Source organism: Bacillus sp. AFS012607 (assembly GCF_002558005.1).
Lineage (GTDB): Bacteria > Bacillota > Bacilli > Bacillales > Bacillaceae_G > Bacillus_A > Bacillus_A thuringiensis_S.
Map to the genome: position 1 here is coordinate 166,188 of NZ_NTVM01000023.1, position 22,840 is coordinate 189,027.

Here is a 22,840-nt window from a genome sequence, read left to right on the forward strand (position 1 = left end):
TTTTAATCCATCCATTTCACTAATTTCTTAGAAATTAATAATAAAACACAACCTAATACAATTGCCACAGCGCCAATAACCGTGAATACTTCAGCGTATCCAAGTGAGGTTGTGAAGCTTGCAAGTTGTCCGCCTAAAATGTTGGCGATACCTGAACTTGCTAGCCATACACCCATTAGTAAAGATGCTAATTTTACCGGAGCAAGCGCACTAACCATTGATAGTCCGACAGGTGATAAGAATAGCTCACCTAACGTATGGAAAAGATACGTAAAGACGATAAATAGTAAGTTTGCTTTTTCTGTAATGTTATGTTCATCACTACCTGTTTTTAATGTAGCGATAACGAGAATGATATAACCGATACCAAGCAAGATCATACCAAGTCCCATTTTAGTTGGGATTTTTAAATCACCGCGCTTGCGAGTTGCAAGTTTTGCCCATAATGCAGAAATGACTGGAGCAAGTAAAATAATAAATAATGGATTGACCGATTGGAACCAAGATGTTGGAACTTCCCATCCGAACACAGAGCGGTCTACAAATTTGTTTGTATATAATGTTAACGAGCTACCAGCTTGTTCAAAGCCAGCCCAGAAGAAGACAACGAAGCATGTTAAAATGACGATAACTGCGGTACGTTGTTTTTCTTTTTTTGTTAACGGTGTATCTCCTACTGATGGTTGTCCATCTGTTGTTTGTAAATCGCGAGTTGGTTTTTTACCGATATCACCAAGGAAGCGATTTGATAATGTTGTAAATAAAATTTGTCCAATAATCATTCCGATTGAAGCGGCTAAGAAACCGTAACGGAATCCGTAATGTACAACGCCATCAACTGTTGTTTTGAATAAATTTTCTGATAAAAACCCGCAAACGAGTGGAGCTAAAAATGACCCGACGTTAATACCCATATAGAAAATGGTAAATGCACTATCACGTTTTGGATCGTTCTCTTCGTATAATTCTCCAACCAGTGTAGAGATGTTCGGTTTGAAGAATCCGTTACCGATAATAATAAGCGCTAATCCGAGGTATAGGCCTAATTGGTTTTGCAAGGCAAATAGTGTAAGGTTACCGATTGCCATTGTTATACCACCAATTGTGATTGCTTTTCGTCTACCTAGAAAACGGTCTGTTAAGTATCCACCAATCATTGGTGTGAAATAACAGGCTCCAGTATAAAATCCGTAAATAGAGAGTGCCCATGCGGGACTAAACCCAAGACCACCGCTTACTAAAGCTGTCGTTAAATATAATGTTAATAATCCTCGTAATCCATAGTAACTAAATCTTTCCCACATTTCTGTAAAGAAGAGTAAGTATAAACCTGGAGGATGTTTCTTTTTTCTTTGTTGTTCTCTTTCTAGTTGTATCGCTGATTCCATGTTATTTTCCTCCTGACACAAACAAAAACAAAGTTAATAATTTTGTACATTTAATATTTTACTTTATTAACTATTATAAGTCAATAAAGGTTGATTTTTCAGAAGAGATTGGAAAAAGGGAATAGCTATAGAAGGGGTGTTTCTTTTGTGATAGACTATGGACTATGTTTTCTTTGTAAGGAAGCGGGTTATTGTACTTTTTTTATATGTGGAATTGATTTCATAAAAGATGAAATTAAAGAAGGAGAAAGAAATGAAATTGTTACAGAAAAAAGAAATTTTACTTATTAGTCTTATGTTATTCTCGATGTTCTTTGGAGCAGGGAATCTTATATTCCCACCTTTTCTTGGATATGAAGCAGGAGAACATGTGTGGATTTCGTTAGTAGGATTTATTATATCAGCAACAGGTCTTCCTATATTAGGTGTTATTTCTATTGCAAAAGCAGGAAGTTTTCAAACGTTAGCGGGTAGAGTTCATTCTTCATTTGCAATTATTTTTCCATGTATCGTGTATGTATTTATTGGACCTGGGCTTGGTATACCACGTGCGGGAAGTTTAGCCTTTGAAATGGGGCCAGGTCAGTTATTCCCTGAAGCAGGAAGCGGAGTATTATTGTTTTACACAGTTATTTTCTTTAGTATTGTTTACTGGTTAAGTTTATCACCATCTAAACTAATGGGGTTGTTTGGAAAAGTCTTGACGCCGTTATTATTATGTATGATTGCACTTATTTTTATAAAGAGTATGTTTACAACAGTAGGAGATATGAAAGAACCAATAGGGAACTATGGCCAAGCTCCTATGTTTCAAGGGTTTTTAGATGGATATTTAACAATGGATGCGTTAGCTGCTTTAATCTTTGGAATTGTTATTGCAAATGCATTACGTGCAAAGGGTATTGAAGATGATAAAGGTTTAGCGAAATATATGAGTATTGCTGGAATCGGGGCAGGACTATTATTATCGATTATTTATGTCATCCTTGGATATGTGGGGGCAATTAGTGGCTCATTAGGAACATTTGATAACGGTGCCAAAGTGTTAGCACAAGTTATGACTACATTATTTGGACAGGGCGGAGTCGTTTTATTAGGTCTTATTTTTACTATCTCATGTTTATGTGTTTCAATTGGACTTGTTACGTCTTGTAGTCAATTTTTTTCGAGTGCATTTCCGAAAGTATCTTATAAAGTGTGGGCATTTATAGTAAGCGTTGTTAGTATGATCTTAGCTAATTTAGGATTAACGCAAATTTTAAAAGTATCAGTACCAATTCTTGGATTTATTTATCCAATTGCATTAACGCTTATTATTCTAGGGTTATTCCATAAGTATATTGGGAAGTATGCATACGTATATACAGTAACTGTTTGGATTGTAGCAATATTTAGTGCAATTGATATTTTAAATAAAAATGTAATGATGAATCAGTGGACGTCAGTATTAAAATACATTCCGTTTTATACAGAAGGTGTTGGATGGATTGTTCCAGCTATTGTAGGCATGTGTCTTGGTTTCATCGTTAGCATTGCTTTAAATAAGAATAAATGAGTAAAAAGGTGTTTTCCTATTTTGGGAAGACACCTTTCTTTTTTTGGAAAAATACTATTGAAAATGAATAGACTAAGAGTATGATAAAGGTAATTGGTAATATATAGGTTTAATGAGAGTTACGAATAAGGGGGTAGCATATGAAGAAGGATTTGGATAAGAAAATAGAAGCACTCGAAACGGCAATTGAAACGATTCAAGAAGCACTTGCTGAATTAAAGGTGAAGCAAAGGGAAATAGAAGTAGAAAACGCTCAGCAACATGTTAGTAAGGATAAGAAAGAATATATTGAAACGGTAATGGAGGAAAAGCCAAAAGAAGAAATAGTTAAGATAAAAGAGCCTTTGCAAGAATGTGAGGTAAAACAAGTAGATATATCTGCTTTTAAACCAGAGCCATTTAATATTATTAAGTTTTGTCAAACGTGGTTACCGCGTGTATTTGTCGGTATTATGTTGCTTGGAGTGATCTGGTTATTTAAAGCAGGGATAGATGCTGGTTTATTAACACCAGCAATACGAATTGTGTTTGGTATCGCATTATCTATCGGTTTGTATTATATAGGAGATATTCAAATTAAAAGAGAGCGGCAGGCGTTAGGATTAGTATTGGTTGGAGGAAGTATTTCGGGGATTGTTTTAACGACGTTTGCGGCACATTATTTGTATGCATTTATTCCGGCAAGTATCGCGTTTCTCTTTAATATTACATGGGTTATTTTAGGGATTTATTTAGCGAAAAGATATAACTCGGAATACCTTACTATCTTCGTAGCGGTAGGAGCGTTCTTCGTGCCATTCTTGTTAAATAGTACGACTCCTAATCCTTATATTTTCTTTGGATATGAGACAGTGTTAACACTTAGTTTATTATGGTATGGATTGAAAAATCGTTATAAATATTTATATATGATTTCTTACGCTGTTGCGGCCATTGTTCTTTTTGTCTTCTTTGCTGTTATGTCAATATTAGTAGAGAACTTGCAAATACAGTTAACGATTGTATATGGTTTGATTCATTTACTATTATTTTGGCATATGTTTACGGAGAGAAGTTTTATACCAGAACCGCGTTTGGCGATATTTAGTGCGAATGCAGTGTTCTTTATACTAGCTATTTCAAAAATACCTGATTTTACAACATGGGGATTAATTATTAGTGCAATTGTGCACGCTGCTATGTTTGTGCTTGAGTATAGGAAGAATAGACATTCTACATTTACAAATCTCTTATTTGGTTTCACAATGGGAGCATTTAGTTTAGCGATTTTATACGAGTATAGTTTAGTAAATGCAGCGATCGTACTATTATTACAAGGTTTCCTTGGAATGGTTACTTCTATTAAAGGAAAACAACAGATAAAATTGTATGTTAGTGCAACGATTTACGCGATTGGAATGATACAAACGATTTTTAGTCCGTTTGATCAATTTATTTCGGCAGGCTTTGTTGCTCATATTATTTTAATAGGAACATTCTATTATTGCATGAGACAAGCGAAAGAAGTGTTAGCGAGTTTTGGTAAGTATGTGTACTCTATAGCGCTCTACTGGTTAATGGTCATTGTATTTATTACAATTACTAGAATTGGTGAAGTTCTTTCTACAGATGGAAGTATAATTAGCGTATCTGTATCGTTATTATGGATGATATATGCGTTATTTGCAGTTTGGTTTGGCCGTTATAGACAGATGAATGAAATATTATATGCTGGATTAATCGTATTAGTAGTAACGGTAGGGAAGTTATTCCTACTTGACTTACCGGAGGTTTCGATGATGATTAGGGCAGTGTTATTCCTAATCGTCGGTAGTATAGGTATCGTTATTTCAAGAATGTTTTTCTCAAAAGAAGAGAAGTGAAAAGAAGGCAATCCATGTATGGATTGCCTTTTTCATTATTTTTTATTAATCGTTACAGTTTCATTATATTTCGCTGTTGTATTTTGACGTAGACGAAGCGTTGCTTGTCCAGTTGTATTTGAATCAATCTGTACATTTACAACTTTTTCAGCAGAGCCTAAGCTGTTTGTTGTGAAAGAGAATGCACTACTATATCCGAAAGCAGATGGCCAAGTGCCGTTTGTATTTTGAACTTTTGCTACTTGTGTTCCACCAGTAGTGAATATACCTAAAGAATAGTTGTTATAAGTTGTATTAGGTAGTAAGTTGTTTACTTGAATCTTCATTTGGAAAATTTCATTGTTTGGTAGAATGCTAGGGTGTGTAACGACGTAGTCGCTTGTTGTTACCGCACCGTTATAACCGTATGAACCTGGTTTAAAAGTATTTGTATTAAACCATTGATAACCTGCATTTGGTGCACTCCAAGGTTCAGGTTGTGGTTCTGTTGATAAGCTTGGCTGTTCAAATGTTTGTAGAGCTGTAGGTGAATCAAGTTGTAAACCATTTACTTGATCTAAACTTGTAAATGTCTCTTTATTCGATAACCAATTTACGATGTTTTCTAATAAAATCGCATCGTTTTCTTCTTTATAACCATCGTAAGTTTTCTTTGTTTGGCCAGAATCTTCACGAACGTACTTTGGCGTTGCATCTTCAACAGGAGAAGAGTCACCAATAAAGGCAGCTTTTCCAAGTCCTATTTTTGCAATTGCAGCATATGGGCCTTCTGCAATACCACCGCCATTATAAACGCCACTATCAACAGCGTTATTCCATTTTGATGGATTTTCTGGAAGGTAAACAAGTCCTTTTGCTAGTTTTGGGTTTGTAATTGCTAGAGTAGAACCAGCATGCATTGCTACAGAAGAAACACCTTTTGTAATTCCGAAAGATTGTTCAGGCGATACAATTGTTTTCGCTGAAACATCACCAAGTGCATTGTAGCGGAAGCGAATACCGAAGTTGTCAGATAGCCAATCAGAGCTTTCTACTCCTTGCATAGCTTGTGAATTTGCTTCTTCATTAGACATTCCTTTTGCTGGATTATCCCAAGCACCGCGTCTATATCCATTAAATACTTCAGAAGAGTCCCAGCGATTTTTATTACGATCCGCATTGTAATGATCGGCAATAAAGAAGATACTACCACCATTTTTTACATATTGTAACATAGCGTCCTGCTCAGATTTTTTGTAAGGAATATTAGCTTCTGGAACGATAAATACATTGTAACCATTTAAGTCTTCGTACGTAATAGGTGTTGATTTACGAAGTTCTTTTACGTGATATCCGTTTTTTGCAATGCCGTTTCCGAAGTCAGAAAAGCCGCCGTCAATAACCCAGTCAGCTGTCCCAGCAGTTTGACCGTGTGTATTATCGAATAATACTTTCTTCCCATTGTTTTGATTTACAACTTTTGCAGCAATTTCAGGAGCTGGGTCTACAGAGCTTTCGGCATAAGTAGACGGTATGAACGAGGTCCCTATACTTAGTGTAATTGCTGTTGCTAAAGAAAATGTAATCCATTTTTTATTCTTCATAGAAGAATCCCCCTAATAATAAATATATGTGCTTTAATAATGTAATTTATTTTTCTGTAAAAATAAAGACGGAAAACATAAAAAATATTAAAAGATTGTAAAAATACCGTGAATTTTGTTGAGAAATATTTATATAGATATAAAAACACCCCTTCCAAGTAATAAGGAAGGGGTGTTTTGCTTAACTAATTTTTGAGTTAGGTGTTTCATCAATCTTATGAAACCCTTTCATGTAATATACGATTGCTAAGCCGATAAGCCAAATTGGGCCGACAATCAATGCAATTCGTGTATCTTCTGAATACGCCATTATACCTAGTACTAATACAAGGAAAACGAGTGAGAAATATGAGCTTAATGGGTATAAAGGCATTTTATATGATAACTTTTGTTTATTTTGAGTAGGTAAGCTTTTACGGAATTTAATTTGAGCAACTAATATAATTCCCCAAGTCCAAATTGCGCCGAAAGTTGAAATGCTAGTAAGCCATGTAAATACCTTTGCAGGTACGAGATAGTTTAATATAACACCAATGAGTAAAACGATAGCAGTTGCTACAATTCCTTGGCTTGGAATGCCGTTTTTATTTAAACGACCAAATCTTTCAGGAGCTTTTTTCTGCTGAGCTAATGTAAATAGCATACGGCCTGTACTAAATAAACCACCGTTACAAGAAGAAAGAGCTGCTGTTAATACGACAAAATTAATAATACCTGCTGCTTTTGCGATACCAATTTGCTGGAATGTTAATACGAATGGGCTTCCTTTCTCACCAAGTTCGTTCCATGGATAAATTGCCATCATAACGAATAGAGCTCCTACGTAGAACAGTAATATTCTCCAAAACACGTTATCAATTGCTTTTGCGAGTGTTTTCTTCGGATTTTGAGCTTCACCAGCTGTAACACCGATTAATTCAACGCCTAAATAAGCGAATAGTACCATCTGCATGGAGAGTAGTAACCCAGAAAAACCATTTGGGAACCAGCCACCATGTGACCAAAGGTTTGAAATACCAGTAGCGATACCACCGTTTCCGAATCCGAATAAAATAATACCAGCTCCGACTACTATCATACAGATAATTGTGACAATTTTAATGAGAGCAAACCAAAACTCAAGTTCTCCAAATACTTTTACCGATAAGAAGTTAAAAGCGCTCATTAACAATAGAGCAAGTAATGCCCAAGTCCAGCGCGGGATATCTGGGAACCAGTACTGCATGTAAATACCAGCTGCTGTAATTTCAGCCATACAAGTAACAACCCATAAGAACCAGTAATTCCAACCAGTAATATAACCAGCGAGTGGGCTGATATAATCATATGCATATTTACTAAAAGAACCGGCAACAGGTTGTTCAATTGCCATTTCCCCGAGAGCTCGCATAATGAAAAAAATAACGAGTCCGGCAATCATATAGCCTAGTAAAATAGAAGGACCGGCTAGTTTAATAGCGGAAGCGGATCCTAAAAATAGCCCAACACCAATAGCTGAGCCAAGTGACATTAAAGTAATATGTCGTTCTTTTAAACCACGATTTAAAGTTCCAGATTTGTTTGTGTGCTGCATAAGAAGAATCCCCCTTGTAGAGTGAACGATATTTGAATGCGTTTGCTAAATATTTAACTATTTCAAATTATAAAACATTTCTATCTGTTATGCTACAAAAATAATCATAATGAACTGTACTACATCTGTACTTGTCAGACTTAAACTTAAAATTCGAACTATTAGGGAATATATTGACTCTTCTTTTTATTGATTGTTAAGATTAAGTATTATATTTTCTCACATACTAGTAAGAAAAGAATGTGTGATAATAATTCAGGTGTAGGAAGGGTACATAAGCATGTTTCAATTACAAAAATATAACACTTCTGTGAAGCAAGAGTTTTTAGCTGGCATCACAACTTTTTTTACATTTGCGTATATTCTTGTCATCAATCCAAAAATATTATCTGATGCAGGTGTACCATTTGACCAAGCGTTTACAGCAACAATTATTGCCACCGTTGTTGGAACAGTAGGTATGGCAATTTTCGCGAATTACCCGATTGTTATTGCTCCAGCTATGGGAATGAATGCATATTTTGCTTATTCTGTTGTACAGAAGGCAGAAGGGATTACATATGTAGTTGCCTTTTCAGCTGTATTTGTAACGGGGATTATTTTTCTTTTATTATCTTTTACTTCGTTTAGGCAAAAGTTAATTTTAGCAATTCCTGATAGTTTAAAGCATGCAATTGCAGGTGGAATTGGACTATTTATTGCTTTTATTGGATTGCGCCTTTCTGGAATTATCGTAGATCATCCGTCTAATTTAGTTACGATTGGTGATTTTCATTCTCCAGCTGTTATTTTAACTTTAATTGGTTTAATATTAGCGGCGGTATTAATGGCATTACGTGTGAGTGGTGCATTATTTATTAGTATGATTGTGACAGGAATTATCGCCTTCTTTACAGGGCAATTGAAGTTTGCTGATAAAATTGTGGCGATGCCTCATTTGCCAGAGGGTATTATCGTTTCCAACCCAACCAATGCATTTTCAGATGTAATTGAATACGGATTATATGGTGTTGTATTTTCATTTTTACTTGTACTTTTATTCGATACAACAGGTGCATTACTTGGTTTAATTAAACAAGCAGGTTTAATTACAGACAATACAGAGAAGCGTTTTGGTAAAGCGTTTATTGCAGATGCAATTGGAGGGACTACAGGTTCTATCTTTGGAACAAGCCCAACAGCAGCGACGATTGAATCGTCAGCAGGTATTGCTGCAGGTGGGAAAACTGGATTAACAGGGATTGTAGTTGTTGGTCTAACAATTATAACGGCATTTTTCAGTCCTGTTATTGCTTCTTTATCAAGTGTGGCCGCTATTACAGCTCCTTCATTAATTATAGTAGGTAGTTTAATGGCACAAAGCATTCGAGATATTAATTGGAATGAATTTGAAGATGCGTTACCAGCATTTTTGATTTTTATAGGTATTCCGTTAACATCTAGTATTGCAAATGGAATCGCAATTGGATTTTTAGTATATCCAGTTTTGAAAATTGTGAAGGGTAAAGGAAAGGAAGTACATCCATTACTATACTTATTTACAATTTTATTTGGATGTCATTTATTCTTATAATATAGATATAGGAGAGGGAGCTTCTTATGAGAGGCTCCTTTTTTGTGTATAATAAAGTGAGACTATAGGCAGTAGGGAGGATCCCCACTGTGTATTAGCCCGCACTAATTGGAATAAGGTGAAAACTTAATTGGTTTTGTAAAATATAAATTACTTAAAGGAATATATATGTTACAATAAAGGTGGAGGAGGAACATGAATGGCTGTAAGTAAAATAAAAGTCGCGCGTGTTCAGTTAGATTTAACACAGCAACAATTAGCAGAAAAAGTAGGCGTTACAAGGCAAACGATTAGTTTAATTGAGAAGGGGAAATACAATCCATCTTTAGATTTATGTTTGAAAATTTGTTATGCAGTAGATAAAACGTTGAATGAGTTGTTTTGGGAGGAAAAGGAGTGATAGGATGAAAATCGTGAAAGATGAACGTTTAATGATTGAAGGGTTAAAACATATTAGATTGGCTTTCATCTTACAAAATATCGTCATACTAGCTATCATCTTTTACCGCTATGTCTTGCAAGAGGCAGGATATGAAAGTGTTTCGGATTTATTAATGATATTTATTGGCGGGATCGTAGTTATTAACTTCTTAAATTTAAAACATTCTGTAGAGGTATATGAGCACACAGGCGGAGTGTCACGTAGCTATTTCATGAAATTATTATTAATTCCAGTAGGTATTATTATTGGGATATTAGCTGTTTGTATCATTGTAACACCAGATATCTCGATAAAAGAAATAAGTATAACAGCACTTATTATGTTTGCTTGTTTTTTAGTTCCTAGTTTATTTATCTACATATATATGAAAAAGATAAAAAGTGAAGATTGAAATATAAGAAAAGCTTTCCCGTATTGAGGAAAGCTTTTCTTATATCTTTTTATACAAAACTTTATGAAGGCCAATCGGTTCAATTTCAAAGATTTCACCATGCTCCTGAAAGTCTAATCGCTTGTAATAGTCAGTTACAGTAATACGGCCATTACACCATAGAATGTTTGCTTTCCGTTCTTTTAAAATTTGTTCTGCCTTCTGAATTAAGGAGCTTCCAGCTCTTTTGTTCCGAAAGTTAGGTAATGTTGCCATTCCTCGTAGTCTATAATGGATACCATTTTGCAAATCAGGATATATTTCTTTTGAGAAGGAAGCGATGCTAATTAACTCATCGTTTATAAAGGCACCTAAGTGGAATGTGTCTTTTTCGTAGTCAGAAGAGTATTTACAGTCTGCTAGGGACTGATTGGGACGCAACACCGCTTGGCGTAATAAGTGTGTCTCGGATGCATCAATATACTGCACAGTAATCATATTATCATCCTTTCTTATAAACCTTTTTCTATAAGTTGTATAAAGAAGTATGCAGGTGCAGCGAGAAGGCCGAGTATACTAGCGGTTCCTAGAAGGAGTGAAAGAAAAAGGCATGAGTATTTAACTCCATTTGATTTTTTCCAACCATAGCTGCAAATTTCAATGCTAACACCGATGAGAATAATGGCGACGAGTACTTCTGCTAATAATAAGAGAGCTAAAGTTACAATAGACATAATGTAATCCATCCTCATAATATGTGATAGTAACATTTTACCATATGAAAATTAAAAAATGCCCCTCAATTATGTGGGGGGCATTTTTTTTACTCTAATATGTTTTTTAGTGTATCGATATGCTCTTTTGAACCTGTTACAAGTAATGTATCACCGTGTTGTAGTCTTGTATCACCATGTGGTATTAATGCTTTATTACCGCGGTAGATTTGAATGACAAGTACATCACCTAAAAACGGGAGGCGGCGAAGCGCAATGCCGTTATATTTATTGCTGCGCAGTTCAACTTCGCGTACTGTTTCGTTTGCTGTTGTAATTAAGCGAACGAGACTAGGTTTATCAATAAGTGCACGTAATAAAATACGTGTAGAGTTAATTGTTGAGAATACAGCGATATGTTCTTGCGTTGCTTTTTCTTGTAGAAGTGGATCTTCTACACTTGCAATAACATGTTCAACACCTAGCTCTTTTGCATGTTCTGCCAATAATAAGTTTTGTTCATCATCGCTTGTTGCAACAACGACGCGATCTGCATCAAATGCTGTTTGTTCAGTTAATGATGCAATTGTGATGTCATCTAATTTCACGATAGGAAAGTCATGTGATTTCGCTTCTTCATCATTTATTTTGTTTTGACGCATCATATATAGCGTTACGTCATAATCTTCTCGTTTTAAATCTAGTGATAACGGAAGGGTAATTCTGCTCGCGCCAATAATAGCTACTTTTGGTTTTGGTGTTTCTACTTTTGGGAACATTTTTTTAAATAATATAGGTGCAAAAATACAAGTAATAACTGCGCTTAAAATAAGAGAGGCAGATAAACTTGGACTGATAATCCCCAGTTTTTCACCAATTTGTGCAGCCGCAATAACTAAAGAAAGTGTCGATGTTAATAAAATTGCACTTCCAAGTACGATATTACGTGGATACCATTTTCGTAAGACGAGTGATGGTAAGAGTTTTGAAATAAAGAGTCCTACAATTAAGATTGGGATCATTAGCATGCTAGAAGGTTCTTTGAAAATAGACCATACCTCTAGATTTACACCAACCATTACGAAGAAAATAGGGATGAAGAAACCATAGCCGATGGAATCAAGTTTTTCAACCATATCTTCATTTGGTGATAATAACGATACAAGTACGCCTGCTAAGAAGGCACCTAAAATATTTTCTGCTCCAACAGATTCCGATAAACCAACTAAGATTAAAATGAGTGCAAAAACAGCCCGTGTATCAATTTGTACACTACCAGCTTTTAAACTATCTAAGTATGGAATGTTTTTAAAGCGTTTTGCAATAAAGTAAATGACAATACCGGCACCGAATAGAAGAAGTAAGAGCCACATACTCTGGCCGCTTTCGGAATTTAATCCGACGAAAACAGCGAGTAAAATCATTGTAACTAAGTCTGCAATAACAGCAACTAATAAAATGATTTGTCCGATTGCAGTTTTTCCTAGGTTGTTCTCTTTTAATGTTGGTACAACAACACCTAAAGAAATAGTTGAAATAATTAAAGTCATGAACATTGCATTATCTACGAATCCTAGCCATACGAATAGTAATGATAGGGCATAAGATAAGATGAAAATAAATAAGAAGATAATGCTTGCTGCTTGAAATGTATTTGGCTCGTTTGTCGTATTTTTTTTCCCTTTTTGTTTAAAGATAGAAAAATCAATTTCTAAACCGCTTAAGAACATGAGGAAGATAAATCCTAATGTTGATAAAACTTGAAGCCATATATCTGGCTCAATAATATTAAACCCACTTTTACCTACAAAGATTCCTGCAATAATTTCTGCAACGACAACAGGAAGTGCTTTTAATTTAAAGCGTTGTAACAAAAGGGGAACGAAAAACGCGATTGCAACGATAACCATAAGTGATAGAACAGAAGTATGATGTTCCATTGCGTTCTCTCCCTTCAAATAAATATAGTACCTATTTAGCCATATAATAGGTAGAAAAGCAACGCATATGGATTCGATTTCATAAAGAAAGACTTTTCTTAACATTTGTCATAATAAGTATATTTTTCATGATTCTGTTGTTAATTCCGTAATGTGGATGTAATAGGGGAGGGGATAAAAAAAGACTGCTGAGGAATCTCAGCAGTCTTTTTCATGTACATTACATTGAGAAGAAGATCCATACAGTTAAACCAACTGTTGCAGTTGCAACGAAGAAACTGTATATCATTGTAAGAATTTGAACTCTTCCTTCTCCTTCTTTTAAATGCATGAACATAATTAATTGTAACAATGCTTGCGCAACAGCCATGATGATAATAGTTGTTAAGACTGTTGAAAGTGGCAATGTTGTGTAAAGTGCCACGTATAACGCTAGAAACGTTAATGCAAGCGATAAAATAAATCCGAAAACGTGTGACCAAGGGAATCCGCTATGCGCATGCCCATTTGCTTGATTGTTGTTTTGAGCCATTTACGCCACCATCCCGTTCAAGTAAACTAGTGTGTAAATGAAGACCCAAACAAGGTCAAGGAAATGCCAGTATAAGCTGATAATGAATACTTTACGAGCTGTAACTGGTGTTAGACCTCGTTTTAAAATTTGGATAATAACACAAATTGCCCAAATGATACCGCCTGTTACGTGGGCTCCATGCGTTCCAAGAAGAACGAAGAATGCAGATAGGAAAGCACTTGTTTGAATTGTTGCGCCTTCACCAATATACATAATGAACTCTTCAATCTCGAAGAATAGGAAACCTGCACCTAAAAGTAATGTAAGGACGAACCATCCAAGCATCGCTTTTTGGTTGTGCTTACGCATTTCGTGAATTACGATACCACATGTGAAACTACTTGTTAAAAGTAGTAATGTTTGAATTAAAAGCGTTTTAAGTTCAAACAGTTGCGCTGGAGTTGGGCCATCTGCCGTACGACCAGCAAGGACTAGATAAGAGGCGAAAAGTGTTGCGAACAGCATAATTTCAGCCCCAAGAAAAATCCAGAATCCTAGGATATTCAATCTGCTTTGTTCGGATTGATATTCCAAAGGTAAGCTTTTATCTAAAGCCGCCATGTCATTTCACCTCTCATGCTATATGTTCTGTTTCTTTAATTTCATCAACACTTACGTAGTAACCATCGTCATAATCGAATGAACGATAGATTAAGCAAGCTAAAATACCAATACCACCGATTGCTGCAAGCCAGAACCAGCTAAATACTAATGCGAAACCTGCAAGACCGAAGAATAAAGACGCAATAATAGGCACACCAGAGTTACTTGGCATGTGAATTGGTTTGATATCTTCTGCTGCTGGTGTAACTGTTTCTCCGCGTTTTTTCATGTACCAGAAAGCATCAGCTTCTTTAATTTCAGGAAGCTTTGCGAAGTTGTAATGTTGTACAGGAGATTGAGTTGCCCATTCAAGTGTACGACCATCCCATGGATCTCCAGTTGTGTCACGTTCACCGTGACGTGCACTCCAAATTACGTTGTAGCAAAGAAGTAGGAAGCCAATACCCATCATTACCGCACCAACAGATGCGATTTGGTTTAGCCATCCCCATCCAAGACTTTCAGAGTAAGTGTACATACGACGAGTCATACCGTCTAAACCTAAGAAGTACATTGGGAAGAAACAGATGTTAAATCCGCTCATAAAGATCCAGAATGTCCATTTACCTAGGCGTTCATTTAACATATGACCAGTCATTTTTGGATACCAGAATGTGAATCCAGCAAGCATAGCGAATACTGTACCTGCGATTAATACGTAGTGGAAGTGAGCAATTAGGAAGTAGCTGTTATGGTATTGATAATCAGCTGCTGCCATTCCAAGCATAACCCCTGTAACCCCACCGACTACGAAGTTTGGAATAAATGCCAATGACCAAAGCATTGGAACTGTAAAACGAATACGTCCTTTATACAGTGTAAACAACCAGTTAAAGATCTTAACCCCGGTTGGAATCGAAATCGCCATTGTCGAAATCGAGAAGAATGAGTTAACCGCTGGACCTGCACCCATCGTGAAGAAGTGGTGAAGCCATACGACGAAACTTAGTAAAGAAATTGCAACCATTGAGTATACCATCGCACTGTAACCGAATAGACGCTTACGTGAGAATGTACTAATGATTTCAGAGAAAATACCGAATGCCGGTAAAATAACGATATATACTTCAGGGTGACCCCATACCCAGAACAGGTTGGCCCATAACATCGGCATACCGCCGCTCGCCATCGTAAAGAAGTGAGCATCGAATAGACGGTCAAATGTCATTAATGCAAGAGCAACTGTTAATACTGGGAAAGCGAAAATAATGATAATTGTTGTAATTAAGATTGACCAAGTAAACATTGGCATTCTCATTAAAGTCATACCAGGTGTACGCATTTTTAAGATAGTAACAAGGAAGTTAATACCGGTCATTAGCGTACCGAGACCTGAAATCTGTAATGCAATTGCGTAGTAGTTATTTCCTACGCCTGAAGTAAACTCTGTACCTGCCATTGGGAAGTAAGAAGTCCACCCAGCGTCTGGAGAACCACCGATTACGAAAGCGATGTTGAATAACATTGCTCCGACAAAGAATAACCAGAAACTTAAAGCATTTAAGAACGGATATGCAACGTCACGAGCACCAATTTGTAATGGTACTACAAGGTTCATTAATCCCATAACGAATGGCATTGCCATGAAAAGAATCATTACTGTACCATGCGTTGTAAAGATTCCGTTATAGTGTTCAGCGTTTAAATAAGTTGTTTCTGGGAATGTTAACTGTGCACGGATCATTAAACCATCCATACCACCACGGAATAACATGATAACCGCAGAAATAATATACATGGCTCCGATTTTTTTATGGTCAACAGTTGTCAACCATTCGTCCCAAAGCCATTTCCATTTTTTATACTTTGTTAGTACGAAAATGATTGCTAATGTCACAAGAACGATAGAAGCGTCTGCACCGTAAATAATCGGGTCACCTGTGACAAAGAATTCATCAAGCTTCACTGTGTTCACTCCAATCTGTTGGAATAATAGCTATTATTTTTTGTTTTTGTAGTAGTTGTAATCACAATATTCAAGTGATTTTGGATCTACATAACTTAAGTGGTGACTAGAGAACGTCATGCGTCCAACTACACCAGGTTTAATAATTTCGTTGTACTTCTCTTCGGTTAACTTATCAGCCTTTTCTTGTACTTCTTTAACCCACTTGTCATATTTCTCTTTAGTTTTTGCTTCAACTTCGAACTCCATGTGTGTGAATCCTTCACCAGAGAAGTTCGCACTACGGCCTAGGTAAGAACCTGGCTTATCAGCTTGTAAATAAAGATCCATAATCATGCCATCCATTGTGTACTTCATACCACCAAGTTCTGGTACCCAGAAAGCATTCATTGGGCCGACAGAAGTCAGTTTGAATTGAATTGGTACACCAGCTGGGATATTTAAATAGTTAACGGTTTCAATTTTTTCCTCTGGGTAACTGAATAACCATTTCCAGTTTGCAGATGTAACATAAATTTCAACTGGTTTAATATGTTTGGACTCTTTCGGAACCTCTTCCGAAGCATAAGTTGCTTTTACTGTTGGAATCGATAATGCGATAACGATAATAACAGGAACAAGCGTCCAAATAATTTCTAGTAATGTGTTACCGTGTTGTTCAGGTGGCTCATAGTCCATATTCTCTGGTTTTTCACGATAACGAATCAAGATGACTGTAAACAGAATGAATACAATTGCGATAATTAATGACATAAGCAAGAATGACCAAACAATTAAATCATACTGTGCTTTTGCAACAGGTCCTTGCGGATTTAATACTGCGAGTTTTTTATCACAGCCACCGAGGAACAGAAGTAATGATAACGGAAGAAGCGAAGCCAACTTCCAAAACGCTTTCTTTAGTTGCACGATTGAAAATCTCCTTTCTCCTTGGATTGAAACTATGCCAATAAAACAATATAAACCTATTAATTTATAGAAGGCAATAGTTTTTGATATATTGTTAAAAAATAGACACAAATGCACACTTTTTAAGGTGAATATCATTTGTAACTTGATTACATTGTAAACTATTTTCCAGAGAAAAACGTGATTGTGAAAATTTTAAGATAAATAAAGTTATACCAGGATATCCAAGAAATAGAAAAAAGCTATCTTATCATAAGAAAGATAGCTGAATATTTTGTATATTTAGTTTATTTTTTGTGTGATAGTTCGTGGCTGTTCAAGTGTGACAATTTTTTTATATTTAACTTGGTATAAAATGTAACAAATAATCATAAATGGAATGCCACAATAAAGAGCAATTCTTTGATCTGGAATGAAAGCCAAACTAACAAATGTAATGAAATTGAGTAAGAACGCCACGATTGGAACTAGCGGATAGAGCGGTGTACGATATTTTAAATCATTTATGTCGCCACCATTTTTCACGAAATTTCTACGGAAGAAAAACTGTGAAGCGGCAATTGACATCCAAACGACAACGGCAGCCATTGCTGCAATAGATGTTAAAACTAGAAAGACAGTATCTGCCGCAAATACACTTGTTAATAAGGAAAGGCTAGCAAAAATCAGACTGAAAATTAATGCATTTAGCGGTACACCTTTTTTAGTTAATTTCGTAAATGCTGGGCTTGCCATTCCTTGTTTTGCCATCGCCCACAGCATACGAGAATTTGCGTATAGACCAGAGTTAGCAACGGATAATACAGCTGTAATAATAACAAAGTTCATAATGTCTGCTGCATATGGGACCCCGGCTACATCAAAAACAAGTACAAACGGACTTTCGACTAGATTAGCCTCTTGCCATGGGAGTAAACCTACAACAACTGATATCGCTAAGACGAAGAAGAAGAGAGTTCGCCAAATTGTATTTTTGATCGCTTTTGGAATTGTTTTTTCAGGATTTTCACTTTCTCCTGAAGCGATTCCGATTAATTCTGTTCCTTGGAAGGAGTAATTTACTGTAATCATCGTAAGAAGAACAGCTAATGCACCGTTTGGAAATAGCCCGCCATTTTCAGTGAAATTATGAAGCATCGGAGCTGGCTTTCCATTAAAGTCTAGTAAACCGAACATAACAGCGCCACCAAGTACGATGAAAATAACGATTGTTGCAACTTTTACACTTGCGAACCAAAACTCTGCTTCTGCATATGCTTTTGCTGATAAAGCGTTTACGAGGAAGAGCGCTGCTGCAAATGTAACGCACCAAATCCATGAAGAAACGTCTGGAAACCAGCGTTTCATTAAAATACTTACAGTTGTTAACTCTACGCCAACTGTAACAGCCCAATTTAACCAATACATCCAACCGACAACAAATCCAAAACCAGGTGAAATGAATTTGCTTGCATAGCTTTGGAATGAACCTGCTTCTGGCATAGCAACAGATAATTCACCAAGACATAACATCGTTAAATACATAACAAATCCACCGACTAAAAATGCAAGAATAGCGCCACCAGGTCCGGCATTATGGACGATTTGACCAGATCCCATAAATAGCCCGGTTCCGATAACACCACCGAGTGCAATCATAAATAGGTGTCTACTTTTCATTGTTCGTTTTAAATTTGTTTGTTCAATTTGTTGATTCATATGCCCCTCACCCCGTATTTTCTTGAATGTGTGAACTTCATTTTATTCTGAGTTTTTAATCATTAGTGGGGGATGCAACACACACTCGGTTTATTTGCTATGAAATGAATGGAGTATGTAAAAAATGAACTATGACTAAATACTCTAAGAATGTTTGTTAACATGGTGATATCTTCACCATGTTAACAATTTTGATTTTAGCAAAAAATTCTGGAAATGTATATTTATTTTTCTTATTATTAAAAATAATTAGAATTTTTATAATTAATTCTATGAGCGATAATTCACATGATCTTTCTAGCAAACTAGTAAGAAGAAGGGTACAATGATAAGAGTTGTGTCTGTAAAATAATAATTAATGGAGTTTTGTTTATAATGAAAAAGTTAAAATATCTTTTTGTTTTTGGTATTATACTTGCTGCTGCATTTTTTATAGGGAAAGATAAAATCATGCAAAAGGCGCAAGTTTTACGCTTAGAGTTTCTATCTGAAATGAAAGAAGCAGCTATGATTGAAGATGTTCCGTTTATTAAACAATTACCAGAATTACCTCGAGGATGTGAAGTGACAAGTTTAGCTATGTTGCTGCAATATAAAGGTGTACAAGTAGATAAGATGCAACTTGCTAGCGAAATTTATCGTGTTCCATTTGAACAAAATGGTTTGCGTGGAAATCCTTACGAGGGGTTTGTAGGAAATATTTATACAAAGGCAAAGCCTGGATATGGTGTATACAATAAACCAATCTTTGATTTAGCAGAAAAATATGTTCCTGAAAAAGTAATTAATTTAACAGGTAGAGACATGCAAGATATATATAAAGTAATTAGTTCTGGCTCCCCGGTATGGGTCATTATTAATACGACGTTTAAGCCGCTAGCTGAAAGTAGTTTTGAAACATGGAATACGAGTTCAGGCGAAGTGAAAATTACATATTATGAGCATAGTGCAGTAGTAATTGGATATGATCAAAACTTTGTATATGTAAATGATCCTCTGAAAAATAATCCACGTTTGGCTGTTCCACGAGCAGAATTTGAGAAAGCTTGGGAGCAAATGGGAAAACAAGCGATTACTATTTTATAATAAAAAAAAAGTCATCTTTTGGATGGCTTTTTCTTTTTGGTTTATCATAATTGAAAATTCAGAAGATTCTTTTAAAAGTTAACAATTCGCGTTATAATAACATTTAACTTGGTGAAGAAGGAGTGAAGGGGTATGGATGTTGCAAAGGAACTTGTTTTGTCAAAAAATCAGTTAGTTGAGTGGAGAAGGCATTTTCATAAGTATCCAGAGTTATCTTTTCAAGAAGAAAAAACATCGCAGTTTGTGTTCGATATACTTCGGAAATGCCCATATTTAGAAGTGTCACGGCCGACTAAATATAGTGTGATGGCAAAGTTAGTAGGTAAACAGCCGGGCAAAACAGTTGCGGTTCGAGCCGATATGGATGCTCTTCCTATTCATGAAGAAAATGAGTTTGATTTTATTTCTACATATAAAGGTGTGATGCATGCGTGTGGTCATGATGGACATATAGCGATATTACTTGGGGTTGTATATAAGTTAGTAGAAGCAAGAGAGAAGATTAAAGGGGAGATTCGTTTTCTATTCCAACATGCTGAAGAAAATTTTCCTGGTGGTGCAGAGGAGATGATTGCGGCAGGTGTAATGGAAGGTGTGGATTATATCATTGGTGCTCACCTTTGGGCGTCGTTAGAGGTTGGGAAAATAGGCGTTATTTATGGTCCTGCAATGGCTGCACCGGATGTTTTTAAAATTAGGATAGAGGGAAAAGGTGGACATGCTGGAATCCCTCATGAAACGGTGGATAGTATCGCAATCGGTACACAAGTCGTTTCGCAACTTCAGCAAATTGTATCTCGCCTCACGAATCCATTAGATTCTCTCGTAATATCCGTTACTCAATTTCATGCGGGGACAACTCATAATGTAATACCAGAGCAAGCGGAGATTGAAGGGACAGTGCGAAGTTTAAGACATGAGTTACGAGGTGAAACAGAGAAGAAGATTGAGCGGATTGTGAAGCATATTACGGAATCTTACGGAGCGAAATATACGTTTTCTTATGAATATGGATATCGACCAGTTGTAAATAATTATGAAGTTACAGAGCTTGTTGAACAAACGGCATTACAACTTTATGGAAGAGATAGAGTTGTTCGTTTGCAGCCGACGATGGCTGGAGAAGATTTTTCGGCGTTTTTACAAAAGGTACCAGGGACATTCTTTTTTATCGGAGCGGGAAATAAAGAGAAAGGTATTATATATCCTCATCATCATCCTCGTTTTACAATTGATGAAGATGCATTACCGATTGGAGTGGAAGTCTTTGTATCAGCCATTATGAATTTTATAAGTAAAGGAGAATGAGATGAAGAAAATATACATCCTAGCGCTTATTCCAGTTCTTTGTTTAGTAGTTGGGCCAATATTTGCGAATTCAGTTACTCCTTACGTATTAGGGATGCCATTTTTATTATTTTGGGTATTATTATCAGTGTTTATTACATCTCTTTGTATGGGGCTTGTGTACGTGTTTGATCCCGCTAATAAGGAGGATGTAAAATGACTGCATTACTTATCATTATTTTATTTTTGTTTCTCGCACTATTTTTAGGGATTCGGGCACAACATGGAAAAGATATGAATTTAGAGCAATGGTCAGTTGGGGGAAGAGGATTTGGCACTATTTTTGTTTTTCTCCTGATGGCAGGTGAGATTTATACGACGTTTACATTTTTAGGGGGAAGCGGCTGGGCGTATAGTAAAGGAGCACCTACCTTTTATATTTTGGGATATGGTGCTTTAGCTTATCTTTTATCGTATTTTTTATTACCACCAATTTGGAAGTATGCGAAAGAGCATAACCTTGTTTCGCAGTCGGATTTTTTTGCGAAGAAATATAGAAGTAAAGCGCTTGGACTTATTGTTTCAGTTGTTGGTGTTGTTTCCATCATCCCATATCTTGTTTTACAGTTAAAGGGACTGGGGATTATCGTTTCAGAAGCTTCTTACGGAAGGGTGTCACCTGTTGTTGCAGTATGGATTGGTGCTATTGTTATAACTATATATGTAATGGTTTCAGGTATACACGGTTCGGCTTGGACGGCTGCTTTGAAGGATATTATGATACTGTTTATCGTTATGTTTTTAGGTATATATTTACCGTATCATTATTATGGAGGATTTCAGCCTATGTTTGAGGCTGTAGAAGCAGCAAAGCCGGGATTTTTATCTTTACCTGAAGAAGGAATGAGTATTTCTTGGTTTGTTTCTACTATTATATTAACGGCCCTAGGTTTTTATATGTGGCCTCATACATTTGCTTCTGCTTTTTCTGCAAAAAATGAAAAAGTATTTCGTAAAAATGCAGCAATTATGCCATTGTATTCTTTAGTGTTACTTTTCGTATTTTTTGCAGGGTTTGCTGCTATATTGCAAGTTCCTGGGTTAAAGGGAGCGGATGTGGATCTTTCGTTATTCCGTCTTGCTTTACAAACTTTTGATCCTTGGTTTATTGGAATTATTGGTAGTGCGGGAGTATTAACGGCGTTAGTTCCAGGCTCTATGCTTGTTATGGCGGCTTCTACACTGTTAGCGAAAAATATTTATCGAACGATGGTTCCATCTGCTTCAGATAGACAAGTTGCTAAAGCTGCAAAGTTATTTGTACCTGTAGTAACGCTCGTAGCAGTTTTATTTACATTTAAAGGAGGAGAAACAATAGGAGCCCTTCTATTAATGGGGTACAGTATTGTTACACAACTTTTCCCTGCACTTGTATGTAGCTTGTTTCCACGTCAGGTTATTACAAAGCAAGGAGCGATTGCAGGAATGGGAATGGGGTTATTAGTTGTTGCATATATCACTTTATCGGGCTCTAATATAGCTACGATGTTTCCGAGTTTTCCGCAGTCTATAAAAGATTTAAATGTAGGTATAGTCGCATTGTTAATTAATATGATTGTGATGTTTGTAGTTAGTGGATTTACAAAAAGTGTATCTATAAAGAAAAACAGCATAATAGTAGAAAAGTAATTCGTTTATTAGAGCTATCTTTGAAAAGAGATAGCTCTTTTTTGTATATATTTTCTTCTATTAGCGGAATCTAACTAAAAACTTGTTGA

General features: G+C 36.0%; 20 protein-coding genes. 9 read left to right on the plus strand and 11 right to left on the minus strand.

The features are described 5' to 3' along the window. Nucleotides 1-2: 2 nt before the first annotated feature. On the minus strand, nucleotides 3-1,388 hold the full coding sequence (locus CN409_RS24815; protein WP_000443141.1) for a peptide MFS transporter: 1,386 nt from the start codon (nucleotides 1,386-1,388) through the stop codon (nucleotides 3-5). A 253-nt stretch (nucleotides 1,389-1,641) separates the two neighbouring features. On the opposite strand from CN409_RS24815, the gene brnQ1 reads away from it, so the two are divergent. After that, complete coding sequence (gene brnQ1, locus CN409_RS24820) at nucleotides 1,642-2,943, plus strand: branched-chain amino acid transport system II carrier protein BrnQ1 (RefSeq protein ID WP_000771705.1); 1,302 nt, start codon at nucleotides 1,642-1,644, stop codon at nucleotides 2,941-2,943. A 140-nt stretch (nucleotides 2,944-3,083) separates the two neighbouring features. Beyond that, nucleotides 3,084-4,805, plus strand: coding sequence for a DUF2339 domain-containing protein (locus CN409_RS24825; protein WP_097981448.1), 1,722 nt, complete (start codon nucleotides 3,084-3,086; stop codon nucleotides 4,803-4,805). A gap of 35 nt (nucleotides 4,806-4,840) precedes the next feature. On the opposite strand, the gene CN409_RS24830 is transcribed toward CN409_RS24825, so the two are convergent. Together CN409_RS24830 and CN409_RS24835 are read right to left on the minus strand one after the other, a co-directional pair. Further along, on the minus strand, nucleotides 4,841-6,388 hold the full coding sequence (locus tag CN409_RS24830; protein ID WP_000791516.1) for a DNA-binding protein: 1,548 nt from the start codon (nucleotides 6,386-6,388) through the stop codon (nucleotides 4,841-4,843). Between the two features lie 181 nt (nucleotides 6,389-6,569). Continuing rightward, nucleotides 6,570-7,961, minus strand: a complete 1,392-nt coding sequence (locus tag CN409_RS24835; RefSeq protein WP_001164901.1) for an amino acid permease — start codon at nucleotides 7,959-7,961, stop codon at nucleotides 6,570-6,572. 280 nt (nucleotides 7,962-8,241) lie between these two features. Between CN409_RS24835 and CN409_RS24840 the strand changes: the two genes are divergently transcribed. The 3 genes from CN409_RS24840 to CN409_RS24850 all read left to right on the plus strand — a co-directional run bounded on the left by CN409_RS24840 (nucleotide 8,242) and on the right by CN409_RS24850 (nucleotide 10,367). Beyond that, the gene (locus CN409_RS24840) at nucleotides 8,242-9,534 is read left to right on the plus strand and encodes an NCS2 family permease (RefSeq protein ID WP_000487187.1); all 1,293 of its coding nucleotides are present in this window, start codon (nucleotides 8,242-8,244) and stop codon (nucleotides 9,532-9,534) included. A 199-nt stretch (nucleotides 9,535-9,733) separates the two neighbouring features. Continuing rightward, nucleotides 9,734-9,934 carry a helix-turn-helix transcriptional regulator gene (locus CN409_RS24845; RefSeq protein ID WP_000301184.1) on the plus strand — a complete coding sequence of 67 codons (201 nt, stop codon included), beginning with the start codon at nucleotides 9,734-9,736 and terminating at the stop codon, nucleotides 9,932-9,934. 4 nt (nucleotides 9,935-9,938) lie between these two features. Then, nucleotides 9,939-10,367, plus strand: coding sequence for a hypothetical protein (locus tag CN409_RS24850; protein ID WP_000706625.1), 429 nt, complete (start codon nucleotides 9,939-9,941; stop codon nucleotides 10,365-10,367). 39 nt (nucleotides 10,368-10,406) lie between these two features. On the opposite strand, the gene CN409_RS24855 is transcribed toward CN409_RS24850, so the two are convergent. The 8 genes from CN409_RS24855 to CN409_RS24890 form a co-directional block, all read right to left on the minus strand. Then, entirely contained in the window at nucleotides 10,407-10,844 is a 438-nt protein-coding gene (locus CN409_RS24855) for a GNAT family N-acetyltransferase (RefSeq protein ID WP_000633847.1), read from the minus strand. A gap of 14 nt (nucleotides 10,845-10,858) precedes the next feature. Continuing rightward, nucleotides 10,859-11,116 carry a DUF4022 family protein gene (locus tag CN409_RS24860; RefSeq protein WP_003260542.1) on the minus strand — a complete coding sequence of 86 codons (258 nt, stop codon included), beginning with the start codon at nucleotides 11,114-11,116 and terminating at the stop codon, nucleotides 10,859-10,861. Nucleotides 11,117-11,169: 53 nt separating this feature from the next. After that, nucleotides 11,170-12,999, minus strand: coding sequence for a monovalent cation:proton antiporter family protein (locus CN409_RS24865; protein WP_000399955.1), 1,830 nt, complete (start codon nucleotides 12,997-12,999; stop codon nucleotides 11,170-11,172). A 220-nt stretch (nucleotides 13,000-13,219) separates the two neighbouring features. After that, entirely contained in the window at nucleotides 13,220-13,531 is a 312-nt protein-coding gene (gene qoxD / locus CN409_RS24870; protein WP_000068425.1) for a cytochrome aa3 quinol oxidase subunit IV, read from the minus strand. Next, entirely contained in the window at nucleotides 13,532-14,134 is a 603-nt protein-coding gene (gene qoxC, locus CN409_RS24875; protein ID WP_000729316.1) for a cytochrome aa3 quinol oxidase subunit III, read from the minus strand. Nucleotides 14,135-14,147: 13 nt separating this feature from the next. Continuing rightward, nucleotides 14,148-16,082: a cytochrome aa3 quinol oxidase subunit I gene (gene qoxB / locus CN409_RS24880; RefSeq protein WP_000762373.1), complete on the minus strand. Its 1,935-nt coding sequence runs from the start codon at nucleotides 16,080-16,082 to the stop codon at nucleotides 14,148-14,150. A gap of 33 nt (nucleotides 16,083-16,115) precedes the next feature. After that, a complete protein-coding gene (locus tag CN409_RS24885) occupies nucleotides 16,116-16,991 on the minus strand; it encodes a cytochrome aa3 quinol oxidase subunit II (protein ID WP_001176164.1) in 876 nt (291 codons plus the stop codon). A 282-nt stretch (nucleotides 16,992-17,273) separates the two neighbouring features. Continuing rightward, complete coding sequence (locus CN409_RS24890) at nucleotides 17,274-18,689, minus strand: amino acid permease (protein WP_001075767.1); 1,416 nt, start codon at nucleotides 18,687-18,689, stop codon at nucleotides 17,274-17,276. A gap of 375 nt (nucleotides 18,690-19,064) precedes the next feature. Here CN409_RS24890 and CN409_RS24895 point away from each other — a divergent pair, with 375 nt between their 5' ends. The 4 genes from CN409_RS24895 to CN409_RS24910 all read left to right on the plus strand — a co-directional run bounded on the left by CN409_RS24895 (nucleotide 19,065) and on the right by CN409_RS24910 (nucleotide 22,751). Then, entirely contained in the window at nucleotides 19,065-19,775 is a 711-nt protein-coding gene (locus CN409_RS24895) for a C39 family peptidase (protein ID WP_000734492.1), read from the plus strand. A 132-nt stretch (nucleotides 19,776-19,907) separates the two neighbouring features. Continuing rightward, nucleotides 19,908-21,083, plus strand: a complete 1,176-nt coding sequence (locus CN409_RS24900; RefSeq protein ID WP_086390902.1) for an amidohydrolase — start codon at nucleotides 19,908-19,910, stop codon at nucleotides 21,081-21,083. A gap of 1 nt (nucleotide 21,084) precedes the next feature. Further along, a complete protein-coding gene (locus CN409_RS24905; protein ID WP_000725525.1) occupies nucleotides 21,085-21,282 on the plus strand; it encodes a DUF3311 domain-containing protein in 198 nt (65 codons plus the stop codon). Further along, nucleotides 21,279-22,751, plus strand: coding sequence for a sodium:solute symporter family protein (locus CN409_RS24910; protein WP_000125940.1), 1,473 nt, complete (start codon nucleotides 21,279-21,281; stop codon nucleotides 22,749-22,751). Before CN409_RS24905 ends, CN409_RS24910 begins: the two co-directional genes overlap by 4 nt. The last annotated feature ends 89 nt before the right edge of the window (nucleotides 22,752-22,840 follow it).

Bases quoted from the DNA above. Each gene is read 5' to 3' on its own strand.
- brnQ1 (WP_000771705.1), top strand. From the start codon at position 1,642: ATGAAATTGTTACAGAAAAAAGAAATTTTACTTATTAGTCTTATGTTA.
- CN409_RS24840 (WP_000487187.1), top strand. From the start codon at position 8,242: ATGTTTCAATTACAAAAATATAACACTTCTGTGAAGCAAGAGTTTTTA.
- CN409_RS24865 (WP_000399955.1), bottom strand. From the start codon at position 12,999: ATGGAACATCATACTTCTGTTCTATCACTTATGGTTATCGTTGCAATC.
- qoxC (WP_000729316.1), bottom strand. From the start codon at position 14,134: ATGGCGGCTTTAGATAAAAGCTTACCTTTGGAATATCAATCCGAACAA.
- CN409_RS24830 (WP_000791516.1), bottom strand. From the start codon at position 6,388: ATGAAGAATAAAAAATGGATTACATTTTCTTTAGCAACAGCAATTACA.
- CN409_RS24835 (WP_001164901.1), bottom strand. From the start codon at position 7,961: ATGCAGCACACAAACAAATCTGGAACTTTAAATCGTGGTTTAAAAGAA.
- CN409_RS24895 (WP_000734492.1), top strand. From the start codon at position 19,065: ATGAAAAAGTTAAAATATCTTTTTGTTTTTGGTATTATACTTGCTGCT.
- CN409_RS24825 (WP_097981448.1), top strand. From the start codon at position 3,084: ATGAAGAAGGATTTGGATAAGAAAATAGAAGCACTCGAAACGGCAATT.
- CN409_RS24860 (WP_003260542.1), bottom strand. From the start codon at position 11,116: ATGTTACTATCACATATTATGAGGATGGATTACATTATGTCTATTGTA.
- CN409_RS24855 (WP_000633847.1), bottom strand. From the start codon at position 10,844: ATGATTACTGTGCAGTATATTGATGCATCCGAGACACACTTATTACGC.
- CN409_RS24815 (WP_000443141.1), bottom strand. From the start codon at position 1,388: ATGGAATCAGCGATACAACTAGAAAGAGAACAACAAAGAAAAAAGAAA.
- CN409_RS24845 (WP_000301184.1), top strand. From the start codon at position 9,734: ATGGCTGTAAGTAAAATAAAAGTCGCGCGTGTTCAGTTAGATTTAACA.
- CN409_RS24910 (WP_000125940.1), top strand. From the start codon at position 21,279: ATGACTGCATTACTTATCATTATTTTATTTTTGTTTCTCGCACTATTT.
- CN409_RS24890 (WP_001075767.1), bottom strand. From the start codon at position 18,689: ATGAATCAACAAATTGAACAAACAAATTTAAAACGAACAATGAAAAGT.
- CN409_RS24900 (WP_086390902.1), top strand. From the start codon at position 19,908: ATGGATGTTGCAAAGGAACTTGTTTTGTCAAAAAATCAGTTAGTTGAG.
- CN409_RS24905 (WP_000725525.1), top strand. From the start codon at position 21,085: ATGAAGAAAATATACATCCTAGCGCTTATTCCAGTTCTTTGTTTAGTA.
- CN409_RS24850 (WP_000706625.1), top strand. From the start codon at position 9,939: ATGAAAATCGTGAAAGATGAACGTTTAATGATTGAAGGGTTAAAACAT.
- qoxD (WP_000068425.1), bottom strand. From the start codon at position 13,531: ATGGCTCAAAACAACAATCAAGCAAATGGGCATGCGCATAGCGGATTC.